This window comes from Telluribacter sp. (assembly GCF_035998675.1).
In the GTDB taxonomy this organism is placed as follows: domain Bacteria; phylum Bacteroidota; class Bacteroidia; order Cytophagales; family Spirosomataceae; genus Telluribacter.
In genome coordinates this window covers 902,897-929,132 of record NZ_DASYHI010000020.1, presented here as the reverse complement: position 1 = coordinate 929,132, position 26,236 = coordinate 902,897, and the positions used below count along the sequence as shown (strand labels likewise).

Genomic DNA, 26,236 nt, shown 5'->3' with positions numbered 1-26,236 from the left:
GCTTCTTTAGAAAAATTCCAGGCCCTGTCCCCTTCAGTAACCGTACTACTCTTTAATTAATACAAATATCCATACTTATTTTGTTTTTGTGGGAGCCTGGGGTGTAAATTCGTAAAACAATTCGCATCCGTAATAACCCCGAACTGCTTTGCTAAGTTTTTTTAGAGTTAACGCCGTATATCAGAATATCAGCCTGGTGCTGTTTTTTTTGCTGCTGCGGCTACCTTTTTTGTGGAGCGATGTACCGCTGCTGGTTCCCGAACTGAACTGGATGCTGGTAGGTGAGCAGATGAACCGGGGCTTTATGCTGTACCGTGACATCTGGGACAACGTGAGCCCTTTTTCGGGGCTGGTTTACTGGACTATCGATACCCTGGTGGGGCGGTCCCAACTGGCTTTTCAGGCCATTGCGGCGGTACTTTCTATTTTTCAGATCATTTACTTCAACTACGTTATCCATTCCCGGGAGCTGTTTTCGGAGCGTAGCTACGTTCCGGGTGCCATTTATGCCCTGCTGCTGAATATCTCGTTTGACCTGGCTACACTGTCGCCCATGCTAATGGCCACTACTTTCCTGCTGCTGGCCTTTGGTACTATGGTCAAATTGATAACCCGCCGTCAGGTAACCAACGAGGTTTTTGAGTTGGGTATGTACATTGGCATAGCCACGCTGTTTTACCTGCCGGCGTCGGTCTTTGTGGTCTGGGCCTCGGTTTCCCTGCTTTTTTATACGGGGGCTACTTTCCGGCACTACCTGCTGGGCTTTTTTGGCTCGGCCTTTCCCCTGCTGATGGTGGTACTTTACTTCTACCTCAACGACGGCATCTATAGCCTCAACCGCAACCTGCTTACCTCGGTATTTCAGGTGAAGCAGTATAATCTCAATGATTTTTCGTCCCTGCTGGTGTCGCTGCTGATACCGCTGGTGGTAGGGGTACTTGGTTTTATGCGGTTGTTTACCGCCGCCCGCTTTGTCAACTACCAGTCACGGGTGCAGCAAATCATGGCCATCTGGTTTTTTACGGCCATCCTGACCATACCGCTCATGCAGTACCTGGCCCCGATGCAGTTTGTCATATTTATACCCGCCGCTACGTTCTTTTCTACCTACTACTTCCAGAGCTTTAAAAAGCAGTGGGCGGCCGAGTTTATTTTTCTGTTCGTGATGGGGGGCATCCTGCTCATTCAGTACCAGGGGGTACTTGACCTGTTACCACAGTTGTCGGCGGGCCGACTGGAAAACCTGCGGGCCAAAAGCGCCCTGCTGCCGAGCGAAATTGAGGGGAAGCATATACTGGTACTGGGCGAAGACGAGGGCGAGTACATCAATAATTTTTCGGCCACGCCTTACCTGAACTGGGACCTGGCCAGCTACGATCTCGAGAACCTGGACAACTTCGACAGCGTTATTCACGTATACGACAACTTCCGGCAGGACCCCCCAGAGTACATCATTGACAAGCAGAATATTATGCCCAAGCTGTTTGTGCGGGTACCAGCACTGAAAAGCCGCTACCGGCCCAGCAAATGGAAGGGTATCTATGAAAAAATAGGGTAAGAGCTGCGCTACTACTACCGGTTTAGCAAATCATTTTACCCACGCGCGTCTGGTGGCGACCGCCTTCAAAGTCCGTAGTCAGGAATTTTTCAACGCAGGCCAGGGCGTTATCCAGTTCAATAAAGCGTACCGGCAGGCAGATAATGTTCGCATTGTTGTGCTGGCGCGTCAGTTCGGCCAGGGGCAGGTCCCACACCAGCGCCGCCCGGATACCCTGGTGTTTGTTGGCCGTCATACATACTCCCTGCCCGCTTCCACACAAAAGTACCCCTCTCTCAAATTCTCCGTTTTCAATGGCACTGGCCACCGGATGGGCGAAATCCGGATAGTCAGCTGACTCGGGGCCGTTGGTACCGTAGTCGGTTACCTCATAGCCATTTTTTTCAAGCCACTCCGTAATAGGCTGCTTGTACGGAAATCCGGCGTGGTCGGCACCTATGGCAATCTTTTTTTTCATTTTATGGTTATATTGTATAGTCTAAATAACTAAAATGGCTACATTAACGTTGTAACTATCCGGCTTTACCGAAACATAACGTAAAGTTACGGACTTGAAATTGTATAATTAAACGCATCAGCAAATATGAATGAAGAATTAAAAGATCCGGGACCGGCCAATGTGGATATTTCCCTCCTGAATCCGACGATTCCGGAAGATGAGGAACGAATAAAAGAAGCATTTGAAGACCGCAACTGGAACGAGATCAAGAGTGCCGATTCCTGGGTGATCTTTAAAGTAATGGCCGAATTTGTAGAAGGTTTTGATAAACTGGCCAAGATTGGTCCCTGCGTATCTATTTTTGGTTCGGCCCGCACCAAACCCGATAATCCTTACTATACCATCACCGAGGAGATCGCTGCCAAACTGGTGCGCCATGGGTACGGAGTAATAACGGGCGGTGGACCGGGTATCATGGAGGCCGGTAACAAAGGAGCTTATGAGCAGGGCGGTAAATCAGTGGGTTTGAACATTAAACTACCTTTTGAACAACATAGCAACATCTACATTGACCCCGACAAGAATATCAACTTTGATTTTTTCTTTGTCCGTAAAGTAATGTTTGTCAAGTACTCCCAGGGTTTTATTGTAATGCCCGGCGGATTTGGTACCCTGGATGAACTCTTCGAGGCACTCACGCTGATCCAGACTAAAAAAATCGGCCGGTTCCCGATTGTAATGGTGGGGCGCAGCTACTGGGCCGGACTGATCGACTGGATTCAGGGTACTTTGCTGGACCTGGAAGCTACCGTCAGCAAGGAAGACTTAAAACTTTTCAGCGTAGTTGACACGCCTGATGAAGCCGTTCGGGTTATTGACGAGTTCTACTCCAAGTACTTGCTGAAACCTAACTTCTGATACTTCTCAATCAACTTATTCATCGGATGGCCACGGTGTCATCTGATGAATAGCTTCTCAAAAAGCCAGATAAGGCGCTATTTTATTTATTGTCTTCTCGTCAAGTACCTTTATTTTCTTTAAATCTTCGGGTGTCTGGTAAGGACCGTGCTGCTCACGGTACCGGATTATGACTTCGTTCTGCCGCCGGTTTCTCAGGTACGGATGGCGATTCAGTTCCTCGGCGGTAGCCGTGTTGATATTCAGCTTTTGAACTCCGCTCTGGACCCGGGCGTAGCGGTGCAGTTCGGACAGGGCCAGGGAGTCCAGTCCGAAAATCTCACTGTACTGTTCGGTGGAGTGAAAGCCGCCCAGCGCATCCCTGAACCGGACAATGCGGAGTGACAAGGTACTTCCTATGCCACGCAGCCGGATGAGTTGAGCGGTATCTACGGTGTTAATGTCAAACGGAACTACCACCGGTCGGGTGCTGGCTTTAATTTCGGCCGGCAGCGTGGTGGGGGCTTTGCGTTCGGGAATGGCCGCAGTCGTTTCTGAAGTACCTGTAGGTAGGGGTGCATCCAGTTGGATGTACGGCTCAAGTCGCTGGTACAGGTCATCCGGAAAATCATAAATTCGCCGAAGGTCCTGTTTTCGGCGGAAGGTACCTCCCTTGCGGCGGTAGTTGTCGATGCGCTTCGCCAGAAAAGCAGGTACCCCAAGTTCCTGTAGCTGCTCCGGGCTGGCCGTGTTGGGGTTGAAAACAAACAGACGTACCGGCCGGGCAGCGGTGGCGGGGCTGCGCGGACCGACCGCCTCAAGCGGCTCGTCGGGACCCGCAGAGGTAGCTTCCAGCGTAGCGGCCACACTGTCCAGCGTCACCGGATGAACTACCTGAGGCGACTCGGCCAGAAAGGGAAGTACCCCGTGCCGGAATAGCGTAGGTGTCCAGAGGGCTATAAAGCTGATAATAATAAGCAAAAATGCCCCCCGCGCCTCTCTGGGTGAAATGCCAAAAAAGTCCTGAATGAGATAAAGGAGGCGACGAAACATGCGGATAAAAATTAAAGCATATAGTGTGGTACTTTAAAAAAGCCGGGTAGTTGGCTTGGGGCGGTCGGACTGAAAACGGCCCTGCCGAATGGTTATTTTCTATCAAATTTACAAAAACTCTGCACTTCAATGTGGTTTGCGGTCGAAATGCCTAATTTTGCGGCTATTCCAGGTTCTTATATGTACCTGAATAGCTAAAAAGACATTCCTTCATTTATCAATACTTTTGATTACAACTTATGAGCCAGGCACCTGCTACCTCACTTCAAGACATTATCAGTCATGCCAAAGAGTATGGCTTTGTTTTTCCTTCCTCTGAAATATACGATGGCTTACAGGCTGTTTACGATTACGGGCAGAATGGCGTTGAATTAAAAAATAATCTGAAAACGGTGTGGTGGAAGGCCATGACCCAGCTCCACGACAACATAGTAGGGATTGACGCGGCCATATTTATGCACCCGCTTACCTGGAAGGCATCGGGGCACGTCGATGGGTTTAATGATCCCATGATTGACAACAAAGATTCCAAGAAGCGTTACCGCGCCGACCAACTTCTTGAAGGAAAAGCCGAAGAATACCAGGCCGCCGGACAGGATGAGAAGGCCCAAAACCTGCTCAACGAAATGGGCCGCCTGCTGAGTGCCGATGACCTGGCCGGGGTGCGGGAATTGATTATATCCGAAGGGATCAAATGTCCGGTGTCGGGTACGGCCAACTGGACTGACGTACGCCAGTTTAACCTTATGTTCAGTACCCAGGTAGGTTCGGTAGCCGAAGATGCCAACATGATTTACCTGCGGCCCGAAACGGCGCAGGGGATTTTTGTGAACTTCCTGAACGTGCAAAAAAGCGGACGTATGAAAGTACCCTTCGGAATTGCCCAGATTGGAAAAGCATTCCGGAATGAAATCGTAGCGCGGCAGTTTACGTTCCGGATGCGGGAATTTGAGCAAATGGAAATGCAATTCTTTGTCCGCCCCGGCAGCGAAATGGAGTGGTACCAGTCCTGGAAAGAAGCCCGGATGAAATTCCACCAGGCCATTGGTCTGCCCACGGCAAGTCTAAAATTTCACGATCACGAAAAGCTGGCCCACTACGCCAACGCCGCCGTGGATATTGAGTACCAGTTTCCGTTCGGCTTCCGCGAAATTGAAGGTATCCACTCCCGGACTGACTTTGACCTGCGCAACCACCAGGAGCTATCCAAAAAGAAGCAGCAGTACTTCGACTCGGAAATAAACCAGAACTATATACCCTACGTAGTAGAAACATCGGTGGGCGCTGACCGCCTGTTCCTGGCCACTTTCTGCAACGCCTATACCCGTGAAACGGTAGGAGAGGGTGAAAGCCAGAAAGAGCGTATGTACCTGAAACTACACCCGGCTCTGGCACCGGTGAAAGCCGCGGTGCTGCCCCTGGTGAAAAAAGATGGACTGGCCGAAAAAGCCCAGGCAGTAACGCAGTCGCTGAAGTCGTCGTTCCGGACGGTGTATGACGACAACGCTGCCATTGGCAAACGCTACACCCGCCAGGACCTGATAGGTACTCCCTACTGCATAGCGGTAGACTACCAGACCATGGAAGACGATACCGTTACCATCCGCCACCGCGACTCCATGGAACAGGAACGCGTAGCTATCAGTGAGCTGAAAAGTAAAATTGGTTACGAGGTAGCTATGGAACGTATTCTGGAAGCCATTTAAAGACGTACCTACCTCAACAAGAAAGAGCGGCTACCCGTAGGTGGCCGCTCTTATTATATAAAAAGGGAATAAGTACTACTCCGCTTTTACATTAATACGCTGGATTGCCAGATCGTTTAGCTTCTCATCCGTATCTTTTTCTTCTTCAAGTGTCTGGCTCAGCAAATCCGCCGCTTCATTGTGACCTAATTCGTGGGCATAATGACGGGCGGTACCATAACCGGCAATTTCATAGTGCTCAACGCGCTGGGCTTCGGCAATAAGGCCGGCGTCCATCACCTCGGCAGAAGCGTCTTCTTTCAGAAAGCTTTGGGCCTCCTTAATGATACCTTCCATGGCCTTACATTTTTCACCCTGCATTTTAATATTCAGAAGTTTGCCAATTTTTTCAAGACGCTCTTTTTGCTTCTTGGTTTGCTCTAAGTGCAATTGAAAAGCTTTCTTCAGTTTCTCATTCTGAGCCTTTTCCTGCATTAATGGAAGCGCTTCAATGATTTGGGTTTCTGCACTATACAAGTCCTGAAGCTGGTGTACCAGCAGGTCGTCTAAATTCTTCAATTTGCCTGACATAACTTAGTTGGTTTAAGGTTTAATAATTTTTTTAAATCAGGGAGTTTTTGCAAACTCCCTGATTCGTGGACGTCATCACTACTTAATCACTCTTTCACATAGCCGCCCACTAGGGGTCTAATTGCTAAAATTCTGTGCCATCAGGCGGCAGAAAGGCCGCGCCAAATCGGATAAAAAGTAAAAAGGGAGGATTGGCTGGTTAAATGGATGATTATCAATCGAAACAAATGTCGACCAGTGGGCCGGGGGCTTTCGACTACGCTGAAGAAGATGGGTAATACAGTACTCTACCTGAGAAAAAACACAACAAAGCCCGGGCAGAAAGGGGCGTCGAAAGCTTTGCCAGCGCCTGCTCAATTCCTCATTATATACTAAAAAAAGAAAAAGGGTTGATTTATTCCTTGAAGTACACCCGTTTTACCCGCTCACTTACACCCGTCAGGAGTTCGTAGGGAATGGTACCTATGCGGGCAGCTAAATCAATGAGGGGTAGTTCCTTACCAAACACTATCACTTCGTCGCCTTCTTCGGCGGAAGCGTGCGTAAGGTCTACCATGGTCATATCCATACAAACATTACCCACGGTCGGACAAAGGGTCCCATTGACCCACACCTGCCCCACGCCATTGCCCAGACGCCGGTCGTAGCCGTCGGCGTAGCCCAGGGCCAGGGTACCCAGTCGGGTATCCCGCTGTAGTTTGCCGCGCCGGCTGTAGCCTACCGTGTTCTGAGCGGGAATGGGTTTAATCTGCGAAATCACGGTTTTCATGGTACCTACCGACTGCAGGAAGCGTTGTTCCTGTCCGGTGGCTTCCACCCCGTACAAACCAATACCCACCCGTACCATGTCCAGCCGGAACTCAGGAAAGCGGACAATACCCGCCGAATTGAGCAGGTGCTTTACCACGGGTCGTCCCAGGGCTTCCTCAATCAGGGCCGCTCCCCGGACAAAACGCTCGTACTGCAGGCGCGAAAAAGAATTGTGCTCTCCTTCGTCGGCACCCACCAGGTGGCTGAATACGGAAGCGACCTCTAAGGCTGGCTGGGCCCGAAGCTGCCCAAGGAGCCAATCAATTTCGTTTTCCATGAATCCCAGCCGGTGCATACCGGTGTCGAGCTTTAGGTGTACGGCGGGAGCCGCACCGTTATCCGGGTGCTGGTTGAGGTAGTCGAGCCAGTCGGTCAGGATGCGGCGGCTGTACAACTCAGGTTCCAGAGTATACTGTACCAGGGTGTCGAAGGTGGGGCGGGCCGGATTCATGACCATGATCGGGAGTGTGATTCCATTCTGACGCAAACTTACCCCTTCATCGGCGTAGGCCACCGCCAGGTAGTCGACCCGGTGGAACTGCAGCAGGTTAGCGACTTCGGCGCTGCCGCTTCCGTAGGCAAAGGCTTTTACCATAACCATTATCCTGGTTTGGGGTCCGGCCTTGGCGCGGTAGTAGTTGAGGTTGTGGGTGAGCGCGTCCAGGTTTATTTCCAGTACCGTACCGTGAACTTTCTGCTGAAGCCGGTTGATGATTTGTTCAAATGAAAAAGAACGGGCCCCTTTTACCAGTACTACACTCTCCGTCAGGGACGGAAAGGAGAACGCATTCAGAAAAGTAGCCGTATCTCCGTAAAATTCAGACGCCGGCAAGAGATGGAACAGCTGCTGGTTCTGCTGCATTTTTGGCCCGATTCCAATCAGCCGCTGGACGCCTTTCTCCAGCAGAAGCCGGGCAATCTGGCCGTATAGGTCCTGCTCGGGCTGGCCGGCCTGCAGTACATCCGACAGGATGACCACCTTATGGCTGCGGTGCTCCTGCTGCGCCAGAAAATTAAGGGCCATGGTCAGCCCCTGCAGGTCGTTGTTATAACTATCGTCAATAATGTAGCAGCGATTAATGCCTTCCTTGAGTTCCAGCCGCATGGAAACCGGCCTTAGCCGTTTGATTCGCTCCCGGATGGCATCCGGGGTCAGGCCCAGGTCAAGCAGGAATACCAGGCAGTGGAGGAGGTTTTCGAGGGAAGCCTCATCCCGGAAATGGCTGGTGAATGTATGCTCGCCCAAGGTACCCATTAGCTGAATAAGTACTCCTTCCGGACCGGGCGTAAGCTGTACCTGTACATCGGACGGACCGCCCGCCGTGGCGGCGGAGGTCGCCCAGGTCAGGGTTTGCAGGCCCGGATTGACGGAGCTAAGAATCAGGCGTACTTCTTCGTCAATTGCGGTATAGTCTTTTCGGTAAATCAGCTTGTCAGCTTTGGTAAACAGGCGTAGTTTCTCCGTTATTTTTTGCTTTTGACTGCGAAAGCCCTCATCATGAGCGGTACCAATGTTGGTAAATAGGCCGACAGTAGGCTGAATAACGGGCTGCAGGTACTCCATCTCGTGCGGCCGGGAAATACCCGCCTCAAACAAGGCAATCGTATGCTTTTCGTTCAGCAGCCACACCGAAAGCGGCACCCCTACCTGCGAATTATAGCTTTTGGGACTGGCCACTACGTAGTGATCCGGCATCAGTAGCTGGGTCAGCCATTCTTTCACAATGGTTTTTCCGTTGCTGCCCGTTATGCCAACTACGGGTATTGTGTGCTGGGCCCTACGCTGCGCGGCCAGGTACTGTAAAGCCCGCAGGGCACTGGGTACTGCCCATACCGTGGCGTCGGGCCAGGTTTCTATTTCCGCTTTTAATGCGGCGGGTACAGCTTCCTGCTCCACCACAAATTCCCGCACGCCCCGCTGGTACAGGTCCGCTACGAACAGGTGGCCGTCGTGCCGCTCACCCCGGATGGCAAAAAAAAGGGTTTGTTCGGGGAAGCTAAGCTGGCGACTATCGGTAAGCAAGTGCTGAGCCGAGGTCCGGATGTGGGAAGGGGTAGTTTCAATAAGACGCATGGGTACCTGTTATTTACTACCGGCAAAGGTATTGATTTCCTTTGCCCGCTACATCCATTTCCGCCACCTAAAGTATACCACCAAGACAATGGTAACTAAAATCATAATACCCCATACCACAAAGTACCCGTAGCGGGTAGTCAATTCGGGCATGTTTTCAAAGTTCATCCCGTACACCCCGACTATAAAAGTAAGGGGCATAAAAATGGCTGAAAATATAGTCAGCGTTTTCATGACTGAATTCATACGGTTACTGAGCGAAGACAGGTGTACGTCGACCAGGCTGGCGAGGAGTTCGCGGTAGGAATCAATGGTTTCAATCACCTGCATACTATGGTCATGGAGGTCGCGCAGGTAGGGCGTGACGTCGCGGGTGATCAGTGGATTATCGTCCCGCAAGAGCTGGGCTATTATTTCGCGCAGGGGCCAAACCAGGCGCCGGAACAAGGTTAGCTCCCGCTTTAAAGCGTATAGTTCAGGCAGTGAGAACTTCGGGGAGCCATTGATGATCTGGTCTTCCATTTGGTCGAGTTTGTCACCTATTTTTTCCAGAATCAGAAAATAGTTGTCCACGATAATGTCCAGAAGGGCGTACAGCAGGTAGTCGGCACCGTAGCGACGGGTCTTCCCGACCGATGCTTTCAGGCGCTCAATAACGGGCACAAATATATCGCCCGTGCGTTCTTCCTGAAAAGAAAGCAGGTACCGGTTGCCCAGAACAAAACTTACGTGCTCCGCATTCAGGCACAAGGGCTCTTCTTCTTCAACGTGCAGCATTTTGAGGGTAATGAACAGGTTACCTCCATCGTAGTGTTCGAGCTTTGGTTTTTGCTCCGTATTCATGACATCTTCGAGCAGCAGCGGATGCAGTCGAAAGAGCTGCCCCAACTTCCCTATTACATGGCTTTCATGGATACCATCCACGTCAATCCAGGTGATATAAGGGTCTTTGTTTAGTTGGTCAGGAGCACAGGCAGCAATGTTTCTTACAACTTCTTCCCGGTGAAAACGGGCATTAAAATCAACTCTTTTTATCTCTGTTTTCAGCTCGATTTCCGGGCCTACATAGGTGAGGGTACCCGGTGATGTAAGCAGGTTTTTTCGGTTGGAACGCTGACGACGTTTAGACATAGAAAAAATATATTTTATACAATAGTTTTTGTTCAGGAAAACTTCTACCATTGTACCCGTTAAACCTAATCTAAATACCAACACTCTCCTTATGAAAAAAGTGATTTATTCTGCCCTCGTTATTGGTTTTTCATTTTCGATGACCAGCTGTGCAACTCTTTTTGGTGGCAAAGTAGCTGATTGTCAGCGTATCAAGCCTAAGGAAGGTCAGCCTCAGCGGCAAGTACGCGTAGGTGCATTAGTGGCTGACATTTTACTCTTTGCGCCAGCGGCCATTATTGATTTCGCAACCGGTGCCATTTACAAACCTTGTGCAACAAAAACCGTTACCGGGGATGTGAATGCTACTACGCCTTCGGTTGCTACCGCAAAACCAGCAACTACTTCGGGCAATTAATCCGCAGGTAGAATGACACAAAAGCGGCTTCTGCATCAGAAGCCGCTTTTATATTTTTAGCCTTACAGTCTATCGTCATCTTTTAGGTGGTACACCAGTATGGGTACATGGGTATTCACAACCAGTTTTTTGGTAACACTGGGGTTAGTGATATAGGCTTCAATAAATGACCGCTCCCGCGCCGACACAATCAGCAGGTCAGCTTGTACCTCGTCACAATAGGCTTCAATGCCATCCAGGACCGAGTCGGCTTCTCTAATGACAAAGCTTGCCTTAGGTACGTCAAATTTTGACCGTATTTCATCAATATACTGCCGGTCCGGCTGAATGTTGGGCTGCACGGCCCCCACAATTTTTAAAAAGGTCAGGCGTGCGCCCCACTCATTTACGTTTTTGAATACCCGATGCAGTATAGGAATTTCATCGTGTTCCAGCTGGGTAGCGTATACAATTTCCCGGAGGGCTTTGGGCTTGGCCTGGGGAGGTACTATCATGACCGGACAAGGAGCCTCCAGGGCTACCTTGGTAGTAGAACTCCCGATTAATTTGTCCAGAAAACCACCCGTACCCGTTCTTCCCATCACTACCATAGTGGGCCGGTACTGCTCAATGGTATCAAATACGGCCGGATGGATTCCTCCAATGGCCCAGATACCCTCGGCTTCGTAGCCTTCATTCCGGGCCTGCGCCACGTACTCCTCTAACCGTTGGCGAAAGGCATCTTCGGCCTCCGTCGGGACGGGCAGTACCCCAACGCCGGATGGTACCGTCATGTCGGGAATATAGGGTTGGTAGGCGTGTAAAATAAGGAGCCTGGCTTCGCCTTTGGTACCCACCAGTTTGGCGGCAGCCAGGGCCCGGTCGGCATTTTCCGAGAAATCAATGGGGATAAGAATCTTTTTCATGGGTTGGATGAGTGTATGTTCAGAGCGTCAAGTTAGGGGAATATCCAGTAATACAGTCAAACTGATCTGACAAGTATTCCCTCTACTCTGAAAAAAGGGTAAAATAGCATGCCAGCAGGGGCTATGCCGCTAGCGGGTTTGCGCTGCTTTCCTACTCCTGCTCCCCTAATTTTACAAAGGCAATGTTTCGTTTCAACCCTTCCAGTTTGGTGCGTTTTACGGGCGAGTACCTAAATACTTCTTTGAAGACTTCTTCCGTAATTTCCTCCCAATCTTTCCTGGAAAAATGGGCCAGCTCCGGAGAAAGGTTGAACTCGGGCGTCTGGTGGGGGCGGGCGAAGCGGTTCCAGGGGCAAACATCCTGGCAAATGTCGCAACCGAAGACCCAGTTGTCAAACTGGCCGCGTACGTCGTCGGGTATGGCTTCTTTGAGTTCAATGGTAAAGTAGCTGATGCACTTGCTGCCGTCTACCACGTAGGGCTCGGTGATGGCCCCGGTAGGGCAGGCATCCACGCAGCGGGTACAGGTACCACAGTAGTCTTTGACGGGGCCGTCCGGTGCGAGGTCCAGGTCCAGAATTAATTCTCCTATAAAAAAGAAACTACCCATGTCGCGGTTGAGCAGATTGGTGTGCTTGCCCACCCAGCCCAGCCCGCTGCGGGCCGCCCATACTTTGTCCATGACGGGGGCGGAGTCCACAAAGGCCCGGCCGCCCACCTCGCCTACCTCTTCCCGCAGGGCATTCAGGAGCGCCTTGAGTTTATCTTTAAGTACGTAATGGTAGTCGGTACCGTAGGCGTATTTGGAAATTTTATAGTCGTCTTCGTTGTTAGAGAGCTGTTGTTCGGGATAGTAGTTAAGCAATACCGTCACCACCGACCGCGCCCCGTCTACCAGTTTACGCGGGTCAAGGCGTTTGTCGAAGTGGTTGGCCATCCAGGCCATCTGGCCGTGGTAGTTGCGCGAAAGCCATTCTTCCAGACGGGGGGCTTCCTCTTCCAGAAACCCGGCTTTGGAAATACCACAGTAGTCGAAGCCCAGCTCAAGAGCTTTGGCTTTCAGGAACTGACTTCGCTGCTGGTTGGTAAGGTCTTCGGTAGTCATACCCCAAAGGTACGAATCAGGGAGGCCTTTTAGTGTCAAGATGTCAGTATTTGTGCGCTGGCAAACAAATTTAGGAGTATACTTGCTGAATAAAAGAATTAAAGTACCAGTCAATTATGTCGGAAAATACACAGAATAACCAGGAAACCCCCGCCGAAGAGCCCGAGTTGGAAAAGGTAACTGACAACGAGGCGGAGGAGCAGATTACAGCAGAAGCTCAGGCGGCAGATCCCGTTGAGGAATTGAAAATAGAAGTAGCTGAATTAAAAGATAAGTACATCCGGCTCTACGCCGATTTTGAAAATTTCCGTCGCCGGACCGCCAAAGAAAAGCTGGATCTGATTGCCAACGCCAACGCTGACCTGATGCGGTCGATTCTGCCGGTGGTAGATGACTTTGAGCGGGCCAAGCAGTCCTTTGACACCACTACTGAAGTGGAACCGTTAAAGGAGGGAGTGGACCTGATATACACTAAGTTTTTCAAACTGCTGGAAAACAAAGGACTAAAACCGATGGAAGCCAAAGGTCAGGCGTTTGACGCCGAGCTGCACGAGTCGGTGACGCAGTTTCCGGCCCCCACCGAAGACCTGAAGGGTAAGGTAGTGGATGAAATTGAGAAAGGGTACTACCTCAACGATAAGGTACTACGGTACGCCAAGGTGGTAGTAGGTGCCTGAAGGCCTTCTTCCTCTGGTTGGAGGAGTATACAAAATAAAATTTTAAAGCTGTTGGCTTACAACTAGTCAACCCGTGATCCAAAACAATGGCACAAAAAAGAGATTACTACGAGATACTTGGGGTAGACCGTGGCGCAGCGGCAGACGATATCAAGAAGGCTTACCGCAAGTTGGCCATAAAGTTTCACCCCGATAAAAATCCGGATGATCCTACCGCCGAGGACAAATTCAAGGAGGCCGCCGAAGCCTACAGTATACTGAGCGACGAAGACAAACGCCGTCGTTACGACCAGTTCGGCCACGCCGGAGTGGGTGGTGCCAGCGGTGGTGGAGGCGCCTACGGAGCCGGTGGATTTACCATGGAAGATATTTTCTCACAGTTCGGGGATATCTTCGGCGGCGATGGCAGTCCTTTCGGGGATATTTTCGGTGGTCGTGCTACCGGCGGTGGCGGACGCCGGGTGCGCCGGGGCTCTGACCTGCGGATAAAACTAAAACTGGATCTGCAGGAAGTTGCCAACGGTGTTGAGAAGAAAATTAAGGTAAAGCGCCACGTGTCCTGCACGACCTGCGGGGGCAACGGGGCCAAGCACGGTACGGCCCTTACTACCTGTACTACCTGTAACGGAATAGGCCAGGTACGTAAGGTAGTTAATACCATGTTGGGGCAGATGGTGTCTACCAATACCTGCCCTACCTGTAACGGTGATGGTAAGATTATCAGCGAGCGCTGCGAGGTATGCGCGGGCGAAGGACGCCTCCTGCAGGACGACCTCATTGCGCTCAACATACCGGGGGGCGTGGCAGATGGTATGCAACTTTCCATGTCGAGCAAAGGGAACGTACCGCCCCGTGGCGGCGTTGCCGGTGACCTGCTGATTGTGATTGAAGAGGAGGAAGACGAGTTCCTGAAGCGCGATGGCAACAACGTGGTGTTTGATATGCACCTGAGCTTCGTGGATGCCGCCCTGGGTACTTCCATGGAGATTCCGACCATTGACGGAAAAGCCCGTATTACGGTAGATCCGGGAACGCAGGCGGGAAAAATCCTGCGCCTCAAGGGCAAAGGTATCAAAGACCTCAACGGCTACGGCAAAGGCGACCAACTGGTGCACGTGAACGTCTGGACTCCGCAGCAGCTTTCGCCTGAGGAGCGGGCCACGCTCGAAAAACTACGTACTTCGCCCAACTTCCAACCCAAGCCGGGTAAGAACGAGAAAGGCTTCTTTGATAAAATGAAAGACTTCTTCCATTAATCAGGCACTGATTTGGAATTGAAAATAATAAAGCATAAAAAAGCCCTGACAGTTGCTGTCAGGGCTTTTTTATGGATACCGGATGAGAAACGGGGACTATTGCCCCATTACGTTGAGCCCGGAGAGGTGTTTCTGGAAAATAGCCTCGTACTTCGTAGTAGCCTGTGTCTGATTTGACTCGCGGCAGGCGGTCACAATGGTTTGCAGGATGTAGAGGTCAATGTTGGCATCGCGCTGATTGGCCGAGCCGTGGTTCCGGACGAAGGTAAGATTTTCGTCGGCTCGTTGGGCCATAGTATCGGCTATCTCAAGGGCCTGCTTCGCATTGCCTATCTGGAAGAGCGGACGAATGTAGTTAGCCGATATCTGGTCGTACGGTATACTCCGGTCCGGCATAGTTGTCAGGCTTCTTTCCATGGCCTTTTTGGCCTCTTCTATCTTATTCTCCGACAGCAGTTGCCCCACCAGTCGCAGGAAGGAAATACGGGCGGTGAATACCGGCGAGCCCAGGTAGGTATTATCATAGTAAACATCCGGGTTGTCAAGCTCACGCCAGAACATATTGTTCATCATGTTTTTGTACATGATGTCGGAGTTGACGTAGCCATCCGTAGCGCCGGGTACCCGTACGGGCAGCAAACGGAAAGCGTAACCTTCCAACTGCATATACTCCTTCAGGTTGAGGTAGTTGGAACCCGCCAGTGTAGACGAGAAATAAATCGGACGCTTCCAGTCGTTGGTAGCTATTATATCCAGCATAATAAGGTCCGACTTGTACAGGTCGCGGTTACCGATGGTCCAGCTGATAGAATCGCGTACAAAGGGGACGTAGTCTTCCTTGACAATATTCATCCGGCGCACTTCCTCCACATTGACCGGCAAAAACAAGACCGACGAAGGCAGAATGGAAGTCATATCGCCGCTGGTAAGCGGTACCTGAATGGCTTTGTTTTCCTGCTTCACCAGGTTCATGTACTCTTTCAGGTTAATTCCACCTTTTACACCGGGTATTTCGTAGAATGGAATAATGTCATTCTTACCAAAGGCGTAGTTGTTGGGCTCCAGGGAAATGGGAAGCGGCTCCGACTCGTAGGTCTGGCGTTTCATCTGGTTAATGTACCAGTCGGTACCCAGCAGGCTCAGGTTACAAACCCGGACGTCGGTCCGGAAGCCTTCTACCTCCTGTACGTACCAGAGCGGGAAAGTATCGTTATCACCACCCGTAAATAGGATGGCGTTGGGCGCGCAGGAGTTGAGCAGGTTCCGGGCAAAGTCTACCGAGTGGTAGCGGTTGCTGCGGTCGTGGTTGTCCCAGCCTTTTACGCCCATGATTACGGGTACGGCCAGTCCCAGCAAGCCAGCTACCGCTACGCGGGGGGTACTGTTTTTAAGTACGCCCATTAACCCCTCGGCAATAGAAATAACCCCAAAGCCAATCCAGATACAGAAGATATAAAACGACCCTACATAGATATAGTCCCGCTCGCGGGGCTCAACCGGCGGCGAGTTGAGGTATACTACCAGGGCTACGCCCGTCAGCAGAAACAGCAGACCCAGTACCAGCAGGTCGCGGCGGCGGCGGAAGTACTGAATTACAATGCCCAGCAGACCCAGAATAAAGGGCAGCATAAAGAAATTGTCGTGCGCCTTGTTATTAGCAACATGGGAAGGATAGTCTTTGGCTACGTCCCAGGGGAGCAGATTACCCGCGCCTTCTTCGTCACTTTCACGACCCACAAAGTTCCAGAGGAAGTACCTCCAGTACATGTGGCCAATCTGGTGGGAGAACATAAAGCTCAGGTTATGAGCCATGGTAGGTTTTTGTCCTTCGGCCAGCCCCGTCATTTCGCGGTACAGCTGCGGGTGGTTGCCTTGAGTACTGTACATGCGGGGCAGCAGTACGCTGGCTCCGGGCTCATAATCGTACTCGGGGCGGTAGTCATATACCACGTACTTGCCGTTTTGCCGGCGGTACATAGGCTCACCCCGCTTCTGGCTGATTGGCCGGGAAACGAAGGTAGGCCCGTAGAGCAGCGGACGACTTCCGTACTGCTCCCGCTTCAGGTAGGATACAAAGCTAAGTACGCCGTCCGGGTTATTTTCGTTAATGGGCGGGTTATAGTTGGCTCTTACCAGTACCATCAGGTAGCAGGAGTAACCAATAAGGACGAAAGCCAGCGACAAAAGAGCCACGTTGAGGGTAGTCTTGTCTTTTTTCTCAGAATAACGAATTCCCCACACCAACGCACCCAGGAACAGAATAACAAAGAATATTACCCCGGACGTAAAGGGCAGACCGAGCGTATTGACAAAGAATATTTCAAAGCGTCCCGCCATGCTGGGCAAACCGGGAATAATACCCGAATTAATAATTCCCAGTACCACCAATCCGGCTATAAAGGCAAGTATACCCCCAAACAGGTTGATATTTTTGTATTTCTTGAAGTAGTACACCAGGGCCAGCGCCGGCAGGGTAACCAGGTTCAAGAGGTGGACGCCAATGGAAAGACCTACCAGGTAGGCGATAAAAATGAGCCAGCGGTTTTCGGCGGCTTCATCCTCAATACGCTCCCATTTAAATACCGCCCAGATAACTATGGCGGTAAAGAATGACGACAAACCGTACACTTCGGCTTCTACGGCCGAAAACCAGAACGAGTCGGACCAGGTGTAGGCCAGTGCCCCAACCGCACCCGCTCCCACGAGCAGAATGGTATCGGCCATGGTAAGGTCAGCATCGGGTCGGCCCAGGATTTTGCGCCCCAGCAGGGTAATGGTCCAGAACAGAAACAGTATGGTAAAAGCACTACTCACCACCGACACCATATTGATCCAGAAAGCCACGTCATTCAGGTCGCCGAAGGCAAACAGGGAAAATAGCCGCCCAACCATCAGGAACAGGGGAGCTCCGGGGGGGTGAGGTACCTGTAGTTTAAATGCGCAGGCGATAAATTCCCCGGCGTCCCAGAAACTGGCCGTGGGCTCAACGGTAATAGCGTAAGTGAGTAAAGCAATCGCGAATACAATCCAACCGGTAAGGTTGTTGTAACGGGTGAAAGAAGTCATGTACTAGTAGGTTTCAGTTATTTAGGGCCCTCAAAGTAGAGATAAAAATGACCGCCTGTGCCAGCGGCTACAAGGAGAGCCGGTTCAAAATTAGCAAAATAACCACAACCATCTCTTTCGGGCTGTCTTAAAAAGTGTTAAAGGTTAGCAGAACGTGGTTTAAACGGCCTGCAAGGAAGGTACTTAGCCGACTGCCGGTGGCGAAAAAGGATACAAAAAAGACCCACCTTGAAGCGGGTCTTTTCGGATGAAGTAATAACCGCCGGAACGGGTTAGGCCCGGTAAAAAATCCATTTTGCCAGCTCCTTGTACGATACCTTTTTGCCGTACATGAGTATACCTACCCGGTAAATACGGGCCGCCAGCCAGGTAGTACCCATAAAGCCAAGTACCAGCAGTACCATGGAGAGGGCCAGCTGCCAGGCGGGTACCCCAAAGGGTATCCGTACCATCATGATAATTGGCGAGGTAAACGGAATGATGGAAGTCCAGAAAGCCAGGCTACCATCGGGATCACGGAGGACAAACTGGGCAAATACAAAAGAGAAAATAATGGGTAGGGTAATCGGGAGCATAAACTGTTGCGTATCCGCGTCGTTGTCCACGGCCGCGCCAACGGCCCCAAAGAGCGCACTGTACAGCAGGTACCCGCCTAAAAAATAAAACAGGAAGCACGAGATAATCAGGGGGAGGTTCAGGCTGTTAATAGCTGAAAGTACCTCACTAACCGGATTGGCCGGCCCCGCACTGGCCTGCATGGAGGCAGCGGGCATATCTTTCCGGATTTCCTGTACCTGTTGTTCAATTTGTTTCGGGTCCTTCGGGATTTTATCGCCCATGAACGCGCCCGCCGCCGAGGTCAGGGCCACCGTCAGCAAAATCCAGAGGACAAACTGGGTTAGGCCTACTAGGGCCACCCCGATAATTTTTCCCATCATAAGCTGAAACGGCTTTACCGACGAAATGATAACCTCCACAATCCGGCTGGTTTTTTCTTCGGTTACGCCGCGCATAACCTGGGTACCGTACACAAAGACAGAAATATAAATCAGGAAGGCACAAATACCCCCGATGGCGGTGGCTGCTCCCGAACTACTGCTTTTTTCGCCTTCCTCGCTGAGGCTGATGGTTTCGGACGAGACATTTACCCGCGAGTCTTCCAGGATGCGGCGGGTTATGCCGGCTTCGGTCAGTTTTATATCTTCAATCTGTTTTTCAATGACCTTTTCAATATCCGACTGCAGTTCCAGGCTTACGTTCTTGGGCGCGTAAATCTTTACATTCTTGGGGTTGTCCATGACGTCCGCCGGTATGTACACCAGCGCCGTGGCCTGGCTGGTCTTCAGGGTATTTTTGGCGGAATCCAGCGAAGAGGTAAGGTAGTTGAAATTAATCGTTTTGGAGTTCTGGAACTGGCCGGCAAAAAGACCGCTCTTGTCAAGTACCTGAACGGTTTTGGTTTCGACCGAACCCACTGCCACCCAGATAACGACCGCATAGAAACCCACAAACAGGAGCGGAGCCAGGAAGGTCATAATCAGAAAGGATTTCTTTTTGACCCTGACCATGTATTCACGCTGAATAACGAGTAGTATATTTTTCATTTTAAGGCAGTATGCTTTAGACTATATGCTGTAAGCTTTATTCTAGTTTAAACTCATAGACTATGAACTCATAAACTCTCTCATTACGCTTCGGGTACTTCATTGACCGCCCGCATAAACACGTCGTTCATGGTAGGAATGTTTTCGCCAAAGGCGCGTACTTCCACCTGACTGATAAGGTCCTGAATCAACTGGTTGGCCGTAATGCCTTCCGAAAGCTGGATGTCCGTTCGCTGAAAACCCGGCTCTATTTCCCGCGATGACCTCAGCGTATACCGCTCGGCCAGCCCGTTCAGCTCGCCGCGGTACTCCACAAAGTAGGTATTGGTCTTGAATTGCTCTTTAATCTGCTTTTTGGGGCCGTCAAGTACCTTTTTGGAACGATTGATCAGGGCAATATAGTCACAGAGTTCCTCTACGGTTTCCATACGGTGGGTAGAGAATATAACCGTACTGCCCCGTTGGCGAAGTTCCAGTATCTCGTCTCGAATGAGGTTGGCATTGATGGGGTCAAAGCCCGAAAATGGCTCATCCAGGATAATGAGGTCGGGCTCGTGCAAAACCGTCGAAACAAACTGTACCTTCTGCTGCATACCCTTGGACAGGTCCGATACGTTTTTGTCCCACCAGGTTTTGATGTCAAACTTTATGAACCAGCCTTTCAGTTTCTCCATGGCCTGCTGCTTCGACAGTCCTTTCAACTGGGCCAGGTAAAGGAGCTGGTCGCCCACCTTCATTTTTTTGTAGAGTCCGCGCTCTTCGGGCAGGTACCCGATCCGGGCAATGTGATTTTGGTTGAGGGGCTTTCCGTCGAACAACACATGGCCGCTGTCGGGACCGGTAATTTGGTTAATTATCCGGATAAGCGACGTTTTGCCCGCGCCATTAGGGCCCAGAAGTCCAAAAATAGAGCCGCGGGGAATAGAAATACTCACATCGTCAAGGGCGCGGTGATTGGCGTACTCCTTTACAATGTTGTGCGTTTCAAGAATATTCATACGATAGTTGTAGGGGTGAATAAGGCCTGATGAGCGGAATATCAGAAGTTCCGCCGACAGGTACTCTTGGTACTCTTCAAAGTTGCAAAGAAGCGCCCCCTTACACAACTTTATACGGATAAATAACCTGCCGGGCGGATGAGTGGCTTAAAAAAGGACTGAGTGGGACCAAGCTGAAAATAAGGACCAAGCTAACTGCCAAACTTCTCTTTAAGAATAGCCTTTACCTCCTGGTATTCAAGTTTCGGCTCAATAATAATAGTACCCTCCTTGTTTATTGCGCCCCAATTATCTTTTTCCTTTATAAGGGCATAGCCGTTGCTGAAGTCTTCACAGTAATCAAACTGAATCGGGATAGCGACCTTACCATTTGGATAAATAAACCCAAACTTGTTGCCAATTCTGGCTTTGGCAACACCTTCGGTGAGTTTTCCGAATACCATATACTCAAAACCAGTGAGCTGTTCACCCCGCTTATTGAAGAGAGCCTGGTTAGTACCCTGGACTCTTTTCGATAATACAATCAGGCTGTCATTCATCCAGTCTAAGTACTCATACTTGCAAGGAATCAGAGCTTTTCCGTTGCTGTCGAGCAGGCCGTGGAAGCTTCTTACAGAACGTACATCGCCAGTAGGGCTTTTTTCTATGATGCTATCCTGCTTCGTAGTTACAATGTAGGTATCCTGGCGTTTTATAATGTAGCTGTACTCCGCGGGTATTATTACTTTTTCATCTCTGGTTATGACTCCCATAGTGTATTCACCAAAGTACTTGGTTCTATAACCGAATAAGAGTTCGGATGTATTCAGCGGTTGTAAAAACTGATACCTGAAAGAAACTACCTGTTTGTTGTTCTGGTCAATCGCTCCTAAACTCCCATTTTTGGCAACAATGGCCATTTCATAAATAAACCTTGAAGCATACTGATACTGAGGCTCAATTTTTATCACTCCCTGCGAGTCTTTATATCCCCAAAGAGTGTCAGCACGAAATGGTAGTAAATCCTGCGATTGGCAATTAAGAAAGATAAGTGTTATGAGAAATACTAAAATGATATACCTCATACTTGTTGACTACTCTCTACGTAATAAAGCATTTGCTGGTGCCGCTTAAACAAACTTTCTGATGCTCATCATATACCCTAAGTGCAACCCTTCGTGGTAGTTATTAAATTCAAGTGCGTCTTCCAGCGAAGCCAAATGAAATCCAGTCACGGTCGTTCTTTCGTTATAGGTATCGAACTTCTCACTCTTTAAATCTTCCTCCGTCTGCTCAATAAGGGAAGTTAACAGGGATTTCAGCTCATTGATTTCTTCTTCTGATACAGGTCTGGTTGGCTTGGTACCAGGTTTATAAAGGTCTACCAAATCGTCAGCTATATACATGGGCAGGTTGGAGCCTCTGTATACCAGGGATTGCTGCGCTACTATGATATGCCCAATGTTCCAGATGAGGTTGTTACTAAAGCCATTGGGTACTTTATTTAGCTGCTCTACTGAGTAGTTGTCAAAAAAGTCCAGGTAGAGCTTCCGGCTGGTTTTCCAGGTTTTCAATATTGTTTCCATTCGTTCTTCAGATGTTTTTCGTAGCCTTTTAAGAAGGCTAGTTTTAGGGTTTTATCATTCAACCGGGAATGCCGATCCTGCTTTGGCGGTTTTACCCGTTTCTGCGGCTAAATGTAGGAATGATACAAATAAAAATAAGGCGGATATGAAAATTTTAAGATGGTAGCAGGTTGTCAGCCCAGGTGAATAGACGGCTATAAAAGCGCGGATGACCGGGGACGGTCGTGCGGGTAGCTTTTTGAAAGGCCACGGTAGTGAGCGAGGTGAAGTACCTATGGAAAGGTAGCCTTGGGGTAAACAAGCGGATGGAGAGAAGCAGGGAATGAAGGGTTCGGGCGCTGCCCGAACCCTTCAAAGATCAGGCGTACTTGTTGCGAATCTGGAAAAGTACCCAGAAACCAATGGCACCGCCAATGAGCAGGCTCAAAATGTTGAGCTGGATAAGGCTACCGAGCAGATTTAACAACAACGCGTAGTAGAGGAGCCGCCAGCCCTGAATCTGGCGGTTCCGCAGGGGTGAAAACGCCATCAGGTATATAATAAGTACCAGGGCGGTAAGTACTATACCTACCCAAAACATTCCGGTACCTCCGTAGGCTACTACCCCCAGGCCCAGAGCGGCCGAGCCCATTCCGAAGGCCGTCAATAACCCCAGTAACCCGATTATGGCCGCGACCAGCATCAGGTACGGTCCGTACTTGACCAGAAATTCTTTGACTTCCTCCGGGAAATCCGGGAATTTGCCCAGAAAAATAGGTTCCAGTTCTTTTTCGAGCAGCAGTTTTTGTTCCATACAAGAGCAAAGGTTTAAGGATAAATGAAGAGAGCAGATTTTCAAGAAAGCTATAACTTTTCCGTCAGATAGTCAATAGATTAGGGTGTAGGCTGGCATATTATTTTGTTAAAGCCGCCGCCTGAACGGGGGAGGCAGTGGGCTTAAATGAGGGATTTTGCCCATTTTTAGCTATGTTTAGTGGTACTTAGTAACTCAATAGAGTCTGTTTTTAATTCTTATAACCCAGTAAGCGCAGCATTTTCTCTCTCTCCTTATGAAACGTTTAGCCCTCCATTGGCAAATCCTGATTGGCATGGCGGCCGGTATCGCTGCCGGTTATTTTCTTTCATCATTTAGCTGGGGTACTCAGTTTGTGATTAACTGGATCAAGCCCTTTGGTACTATCTTCATCAACCTTTTGAAGCTGATCGCCATTCCGCTTATCGTGGCGTCCCTGATTAAGGGTGTCTCGGATCTGGAAGATATCCGGCAGCTATCCCGACTGGGTACCCGTACCCTGGGGTTTTATATATTTTCTACGGTCATTGCTATCACCATCGGGTTGCTTATCGTTAATCTGGTCAATCCGGGTAGTTTGATCCAGGAGTCAACCCGAACGGAACTGATGACCAGTTTTGGTACGAGCGCCGGACAAAGCATGTCAGTGGCCGAAGCCGGCAAAAACCGCGGCCCACTCAGTGCCCTGGTAGACGTAGTACCCGACAATATTATTGGGGCGGCGGGCTCTAATGGTAACATGCTGCAGGTTATCTTCTTCGTGGTATTTTTTGGGATTGGGCTTATCCTTATCGCCCCCGAAAAGGCTGAACCCGTAAAGCGTTTTTTTGAAGGGGTCAATGAGGTTATTCTCAAAATGATCGACCTGATTATGCTGATTGCCCCCATCGGAGTTTTTGCCCTGCTGGCGGCCCTGGTGGCTGAGTCGCCCTCACCCGATATTTTTAAAGCCCTGGGGGTATACGCCCTCACGGTACTGAGCGGTTTGGCCATCCTGATTTTTCTGTTTTACCCCCTGCTGGTACGCTTCTTCGCCGGGATTTCCTACGGTGATTTTTTCAGAGGGATTGGTCCGGCCCAGCTACTGGCCTTCTCCACGAGTTCCAGCGCGGCCACCCTTCCCGTAACCATGGAGCGGGTGGAAGAGCATATTGGGGTCGAAAAGGAAGTGACGTCTTTTGTCCTGCCGGTTGGGGCTACCATCAACATGGACGGTACCAGCCTGTATCAGGCGGTAGCGGCGGTTTTTATATCGCAGGCTTTCGGAGACGATGTTACCATTGGGGAGCAGCTCACCATTGTACTGACCGCCCTGCTGGCTTCCATCGGGACCGCCGCCGTACCCGGAGCCGGCATCCTGATGCTGGTTATTGTTCTGGAGTCCATTGGAGTCAATCCGGCCGGTATTGCTTTGATTCTGGCCATTGACCGGCCGCTTGATATGTGCCGTACCGTAGTCAACGTGACCAGCGACGCTACAGTTGCCATAGTGGTAGGGAAAAGCCTGGGCAAACTTACCGCGCCCCGGCCTAAAAACTGGGATGATAATTTCTAAAAGGAAATTGCCCGTTTAATTGCACTATTTTGTATTTAAGTAGGCTTCGTTAACTAATTGTTAGTAAGGGGCGGGGGAGGCTATTTTTTAATTCCGTATTTTTTCTATGTTTGCTTTTTATAATAGTAAAAACAGCCCCCTTTACTAATCGTATGAAGAAGAATTTAGCGCTCTTTAATTGGGTAATGATCACGGTGGCCGCTCTGGCTACCGTACTAAGTGAATACGGGATATTAGTACTTCCGGACGGGCTGTTACTCACGGTACGCTGGCTGGCGCTGGCGGGCCTGCTGGTTTATGCCTTTATCCGGCAAAACCTCACTACTTCTATTCTGGTGGCCATGCTGGTCGGGACCGAGATAGGCTACGACTTTCCCGAACTGGCTACCAATCTGCGGTTCCTGCGACAGATATTCCTGCAGATGATCAAGACCATCATTGCGCCGCTGCTGTTTGCTACGCTGGTAGCGGGTATCGCCGGTCACTCCGACCTCAAGCAGGTGGGACGCATGGGCTGGAAGTCGCTGCTGTACTTCGAAGTAGTTACAACCATTGCGTTATTCATCGGACTTGTATTTGCCAACTGGTTCAAGCCGGGTGAAGGTATTATTCCGCCGGCCGCGCTCAACGAAGCCTTACCTAAAGTAGAGTCTCAAAACTGGCAGAGTATTATTACCCACGCTTTCCCGGAAAATATTGCGAAGTCCATCTACAACGGGGAAGTACTTCAGATCGTAATTTTCAGTGTGATTTTTGGGGTGAGCCTGGCCCTGCTGCCGGAGGAGAAAAAACGCAAGTTTGTGGGGGGGGTAGAACTGCTGGCCGAGGTCATGTTCAAATTCACCAAAATTATCATGCTGTTTGCGCCCATCGGGGTAGGAGCGGCCATCGCCGAAACCGTTGGCCACATGGGTATTGACGTACTTAAAAATCTGGCCATGCTGCTGGCTACGCTGTACTGTGCGCTATTGGCCTTTCTGGGGCTGGTGCTGGTACCGGTGGCGCTTTTCGCCCGTATTCCTATCCTGAAATTTGCCAAAAACATTGCAGAACCGGTGTCCATTGCCTTTGCTACCACCAGTTCGGAGTCGGCTCTGCCCAAGGCTATGGAACGGATGGAGAAGTTTGGGGTACCGCGTCAGATTGTTTCCTTCGTGATGCCTACCGGCTACAGCTTCAACCTGGACGGCTCTACACTGTACCTGGCGCTCGCTACCATTTTTGTAGCGCAGGCGTCGGGTACCGATTTCCCAATAAGCCAGCAGATCGCCATGGTGTTCCTGCTCATGCTGACCAGTAAGGGGGTTGCGGGTATACCACGGGCTACGCTGGTCATTCTGCTGGGAGCCGTGGCTAATTTTGGCCTGCCGGAGTGGCCCGTACTGCTAATCATGGGAATTGACGAACTGATGGACATGGCCCGCACATCCGTTAACGTAATAGGAAACTGTTTGGCTACCGGCGTGGTAGCCCGCTGGGAAGGCGAACTGGACGATGCCAAAATGCAGGCCTCGGACCAGGTACCCGACGAAGGTGTGGTAGATGAACTACTGGAAGAAGAAACTACTTAAAGATTTTTTAAGTCTAACTTGGCTCTATCAATTGGTAACCGGTAGGTTATTGTAATCAGTAGAGAATACTCTTTTGTAAATGGGCTTTCGGTAGGCAAACTGTGCCCACAGGAAGGGGTATAACAGGTAGTCGAGGAATTCAAAGGGAGTACGAAACTCAATTTCATCGGCGATAACCGTACCGTTTTCCTCCCGAAGCATCCGGTGTTTGTGCTTCCAGTACTTTAGAAAGAAAGGCAGCTTGATGCCTTTGTCAATAAAAAATATCTCATCCTGAGTGGTTTCCTGCTCCACAATCAGACTGGTCCACTGCTGCCGGAAGAAGAGGAAATTCAGTTCCATACTAACCGTATCTCCCTTGTGGCTGCCGTCAAACCGGAGCAGACGCACGGGGGGGAACGGGGGGCTCAGTCGTTTAAATAAAGATTTATCAAAGCCTTCCCACACAGTTCGTATGGGAGCCGACACAGTTGTACGTAGTTCTAGTTTCATACTACCACAACCCA

22 protein-coding genes are annotated in these 26,236 nt (G+C 50.3%); 8 read left to right on the top strand and 14 right to left on the bottom strand.

What is annotated here, in order from left to right; all coding sequences use genetic code 11:
* The first annotated feature begins 148 nt into the window (after window positions 1-148).
* Entirely contained in the window at window positions 149-1,558 is a 1,410-nt protein-coding gene (locus VGN67_RS18145; protein ID WP_327488272.1) for a hypothetical protein, read from the top strand.
* 22 nt (window positions 1,559-1,580) lie between these two features.
* Here the strand turns inward: VGN67_RS18145 and rpiB are convergent, their stop codons facing one another.
* Window positions 1,581-2,015: a ribose 5-phosphate isomerase B gene (gene rpiB, locus VGN67_RS18140; RefSeq protein WP_327488271.1), complete on the bottom strand. Its 435-nt coding sequence runs from the start codon at window positions 2,013-2,015 to the stop codon at window positions 1,581-1,583.
* A 126-nt stretch (window positions 2,016-2,141) separates the two neighbouring features.
* Here rpiB and VGN67_RS18135 point away from each other — a divergent pair, with 126 nt between their 5' ends.
* Window positions 2,142-2,915 carry a TIGR00730 family Rossman fold protein gene (locus tag VGN67_RS18135; RefSeq protein WP_327488270.1) on the top strand — a complete coding sequence of 258 codons (774 nt, stop codon included), beginning with the start codon at window positions 2,142-2,144 and terminating at the stop codon, window positions 2,913-2,915.
* A 57-nt stretch (window positions 2,916-2,972) separates the two neighbouring features.
* Here VGN67_RS18135 and VGN67_RS18130 read toward each other — a convergent pair whose 3' ends face one another.
* Complete coding sequence (locus VGN67_RS18130; RefSeq protein ID WP_327488269.1) at window positions 2,973-3,947, bottom strand: helix-hairpin-helix domain-containing protein; 975 nt, start codon at window positions 3,945-3,947, stop codon at window positions 2,973-2,975.
* A 239-nt stretch (window positions 3,948-4,186) separates the two neighbouring features.
* Here VGN67_RS18130 and VGN67_RS18125 point away from each other — a divergent pair, with 239 nt between their 5' ends.
* The gene (locus tag VGN67_RS18125; RefSeq protein ID WP_327488268.1) at window positions 4,187-5,653 is read left to right on the top strand and encodes a glycine--tRNA ligase; all 1,467 of its coding nucleotides are present in this window, start codon (window positions 4,187-4,189) and stop codon (window positions 5,651-5,653) included.
* Between the two features lie 75 nt (window positions 5,654-5,728).
* Here the strand turns inward: VGN67_RS18125 and VGN67_RS18120 are convergent, their stop codons facing one another.
* From VGN67_RS18120 to corA, 3 genes are all read right to left on the bottom strand, one after another.
* Window positions 5,729-6,223, bottom strand: a complete 495-nt coding sequence (locus VGN67_RS18120; RefSeq protein WP_327488267.1) for a ferritin-like domain-containing protein — start codon at window positions 6,221-6,223, stop codon at window positions 5,729-5,731.
* Window positions 6,224-6,617: 394 nt separating this feature from the next.
* Window positions 6,618-9,107, bottom strand: coding sequence for a bifunctional UDP-N-acetylmuramoyl-tripeptide:D-alanyl-D-alanine ligase/alanine racemase (locus tag VGN67_RS18115; RefSeq protein ID WP_327488266.1), 2,490 nt, complete (start codon window positions 9,105-9,107; stop codon window positions 6,618-6,620).
* 48 nt (window positions 9,108-9,155) lie between these two features.
* Window positions 9,156-10,238: a magnesium/cobalt transporter CorA gene (gene corA / locus VGN67_RS18110; protein WP_327488265.1), complete on the bottom strand. Its 1,083-nt coding sequence runs from the start codon at window positions 10,236-10,238 to the stop codon at window positions 9,156-9,158.
* A gap of 91 nt (window positions 10,239-10,329) precedes the next feature.
* On the opposite strand from corA, the gene VGN67_RS18105 reads away from it, so the two are divergent.
* Window positions 10,330-10,635 (top strand): hypothetical protein, encoded by a 306-nt coding sequence (locus VGN67_RS18105; RefSeq protein ID WP_327488264.1) that lies wholly within the window; start codon window positions 10,330-10,332, stop codon window positions 10,633-10,635.
* 62 nt (window positions 10,636-10,697) lie between these two features.
* Here VGN67_RS18105 and VGN67_RS18100 read toward each other — a convergent pair whose 3' ends face one another.
* Both VGN67_RS18100 and queG read right to left on the bottom strand, forming a co-directional pair.
* Window positions 10,698-11,540, bottom strand: coding sequence for a universal stress protein (locus tag VGN67_RS18100; protein ID WP_327488263.1), 843 nt, complete (start codon window positions 11,538-11,540; stop codon window positions 10,698-10,700).
* A gap of 151 nt (window positions 11,541-11,691) precedes the next feature.
* Window positions 11,692-12,645, bottom strand: coding sequence for a tRNA epoxyqueuosine(34) reductase QueG (gene queG, locus VGN67_RS18095; protein WP_327488262.1), 954 nt, complete (start codon window positions 12,643-12,645; stop codon window positions 11,692-11,694).
* Between the two features lie 116 nt (window positions 12,646-12,761).
* On the opposite strand from queG, the gene VGN67_RS18090 reads away from it, so the two are divergent.
* Both VGN67_RS18090 and dnaJ read left to right on the top strand, forming a co-directional pair.
* Entirely contained in the window at window positions 12,762-13,322 is a 561-nt protein-coding gene (locus tag VGN67_RS18090) for a nucleotide exchange factor GrpE (protein ID WP_327488261.1), read from the top strand.
* Between the two features lie 86 nt (window positions 13,323-13,408).
* The gene (gene dnaJ / locus VGN67_RS18085) at window positions 13,409-14,578 is read left to right on the top strand and encodes a molecular chaperone DnaJ (protein ID WP_327488260.1); all 1,170 of its coding nucleotides are present in this window, start codon (window positions 13,409-13,411) and stop codon (window positions 14,576-14,578) included.
* Between the two features lie 96 nt (window positions 14,579-14,674).
* On the opposite strand, the gene VGN67_RS18080 is transcribed toward dnaJ, so the two are convergent.
* The 6 genes from VGN67_RS18080 to VGN67_RS18055 all read right to left on the bottom strand — a co-directional run bounded on the left by VGN67_RS18080 (window position 14,675) and on the right by VGN67_RS18055 (window position 22,604).
* Complete coding sequence (locus tag VGN67_RS18080) at window positions 14,675-17,644, bottom strand: DUF2723 domain-containing protein (RefSeq protein ID WP_327488259.1); 2,970 nt, start codon at window positions 17,642-17,644, stop codon at window positions 14,675-14,677.
* Between the two features lie 272 nt (window positions 17,645-17,916).
* Entirely contained in the window at window positions 17,917-19,248 is a 1,332-nt protein-coding gene (locus VGN67_RS18075) for an ABC transporter permease (protein ID WP_327488258.1), read from the bottom strand.
* An 83-nt stretch (window positions 19,249-19,331) separates the two neighbouring features.
* Complete coding sequence (locus tag VGN67_RS18070; protein WP_327488257.1) at window positions 19,332-20,246, bottom strand: ATP-binding cassette domain-containing protein; 915 nt, start codon at window positions 20,244-20,246, stop codon at window positions 19,332-19,334.
* A 191-nt stretch (window positions 20,247-20,437) separates the two neighbouring features.
* The gene (locus VGN67_RS18065) at window positions 20,438-21,310 is read right to left on the bottom strand and encodes a WG repeat-containing protein (protein ID WP_327488256.1); all 873 of its coding nucleotides are present in this window, start codon (window positions 21,308-21,310) and stop codon (window positions 20,438-20,440) included.
* 45 nt (window positions 21,311-21,355) lie between these two features.
* A complete protein-coding gene (locus VGN67_RS18060) occupies window positions 21,356-21,811 on the bottom strand; it encodes a DinB family protein (RefSeq protein WP_327488255.1) in 456 nt (151 codons plus the stop codon).
* Window positions 21,812-22,169: 358 nt separating this feature from the next.
* Window positions 22,170-22,604 (bottom strand): hypothetical protein, encoded by a 435-nt coding sequence (locus VGN67_RS18055; protein WP_327488254.1) that lies wholly within the window; start codon window positions 22,602-22,604, stop codon window positions 22,170-22,172.
* A 256-nt stretch (window positions 22,605-22,860) separates the two neighbouring features.
* On the opposite strand from VGN67_RS18055, the gene VGN67_RS18050 reads away from it, so the two are divergent.
* Both VGN67_RS18050 and VGN67_RS18045 read left to right on the top strand, forming a co-directional pair.
* Window positions 22,861-24,159 (top strand): dicarboxylate/amino acid:cation symporter, encoded by a 1,299-nt coding sequence (locus VGN67_RS18050; protein WP_327488253.1) that lies wholly within the window; start codon window positions 22,861-22,863, stop codon window positions 24,157-24,159.
* A 152-nt stretch (window positions 24,160-24,311) separates the two neighbouring features.
* Window positions 24,312-25,730: a dicarboxylate/amino acid:cation symporter gene (locus VGN67_RS18045; RefSeq protein WP_327488252.1), complete on the top strand. Its 1,419-nt coding sequence runs from the start codon at window positions 24,312-24,314 to the stop codon at window positions 25,728-25,730.
* A gap of 27 nt (window positions 25,731-25,757) precedes the next feature.
* On the opposite strand, the gene VGN67_RS18040 is transcribed toward VGN67_RS18045, so the two are convergent.
* Entirely contained in the window at window positions 25,758-26,222 is a 465-nt protein-coding gene (locus tag VGN67_RS18040; RefSeq protein ID WP_327488251.1) for a hypothetical protein, read from the bottom strand.
* Window positions 26,223-26,236: the final 14 nt, after the last annotated feature.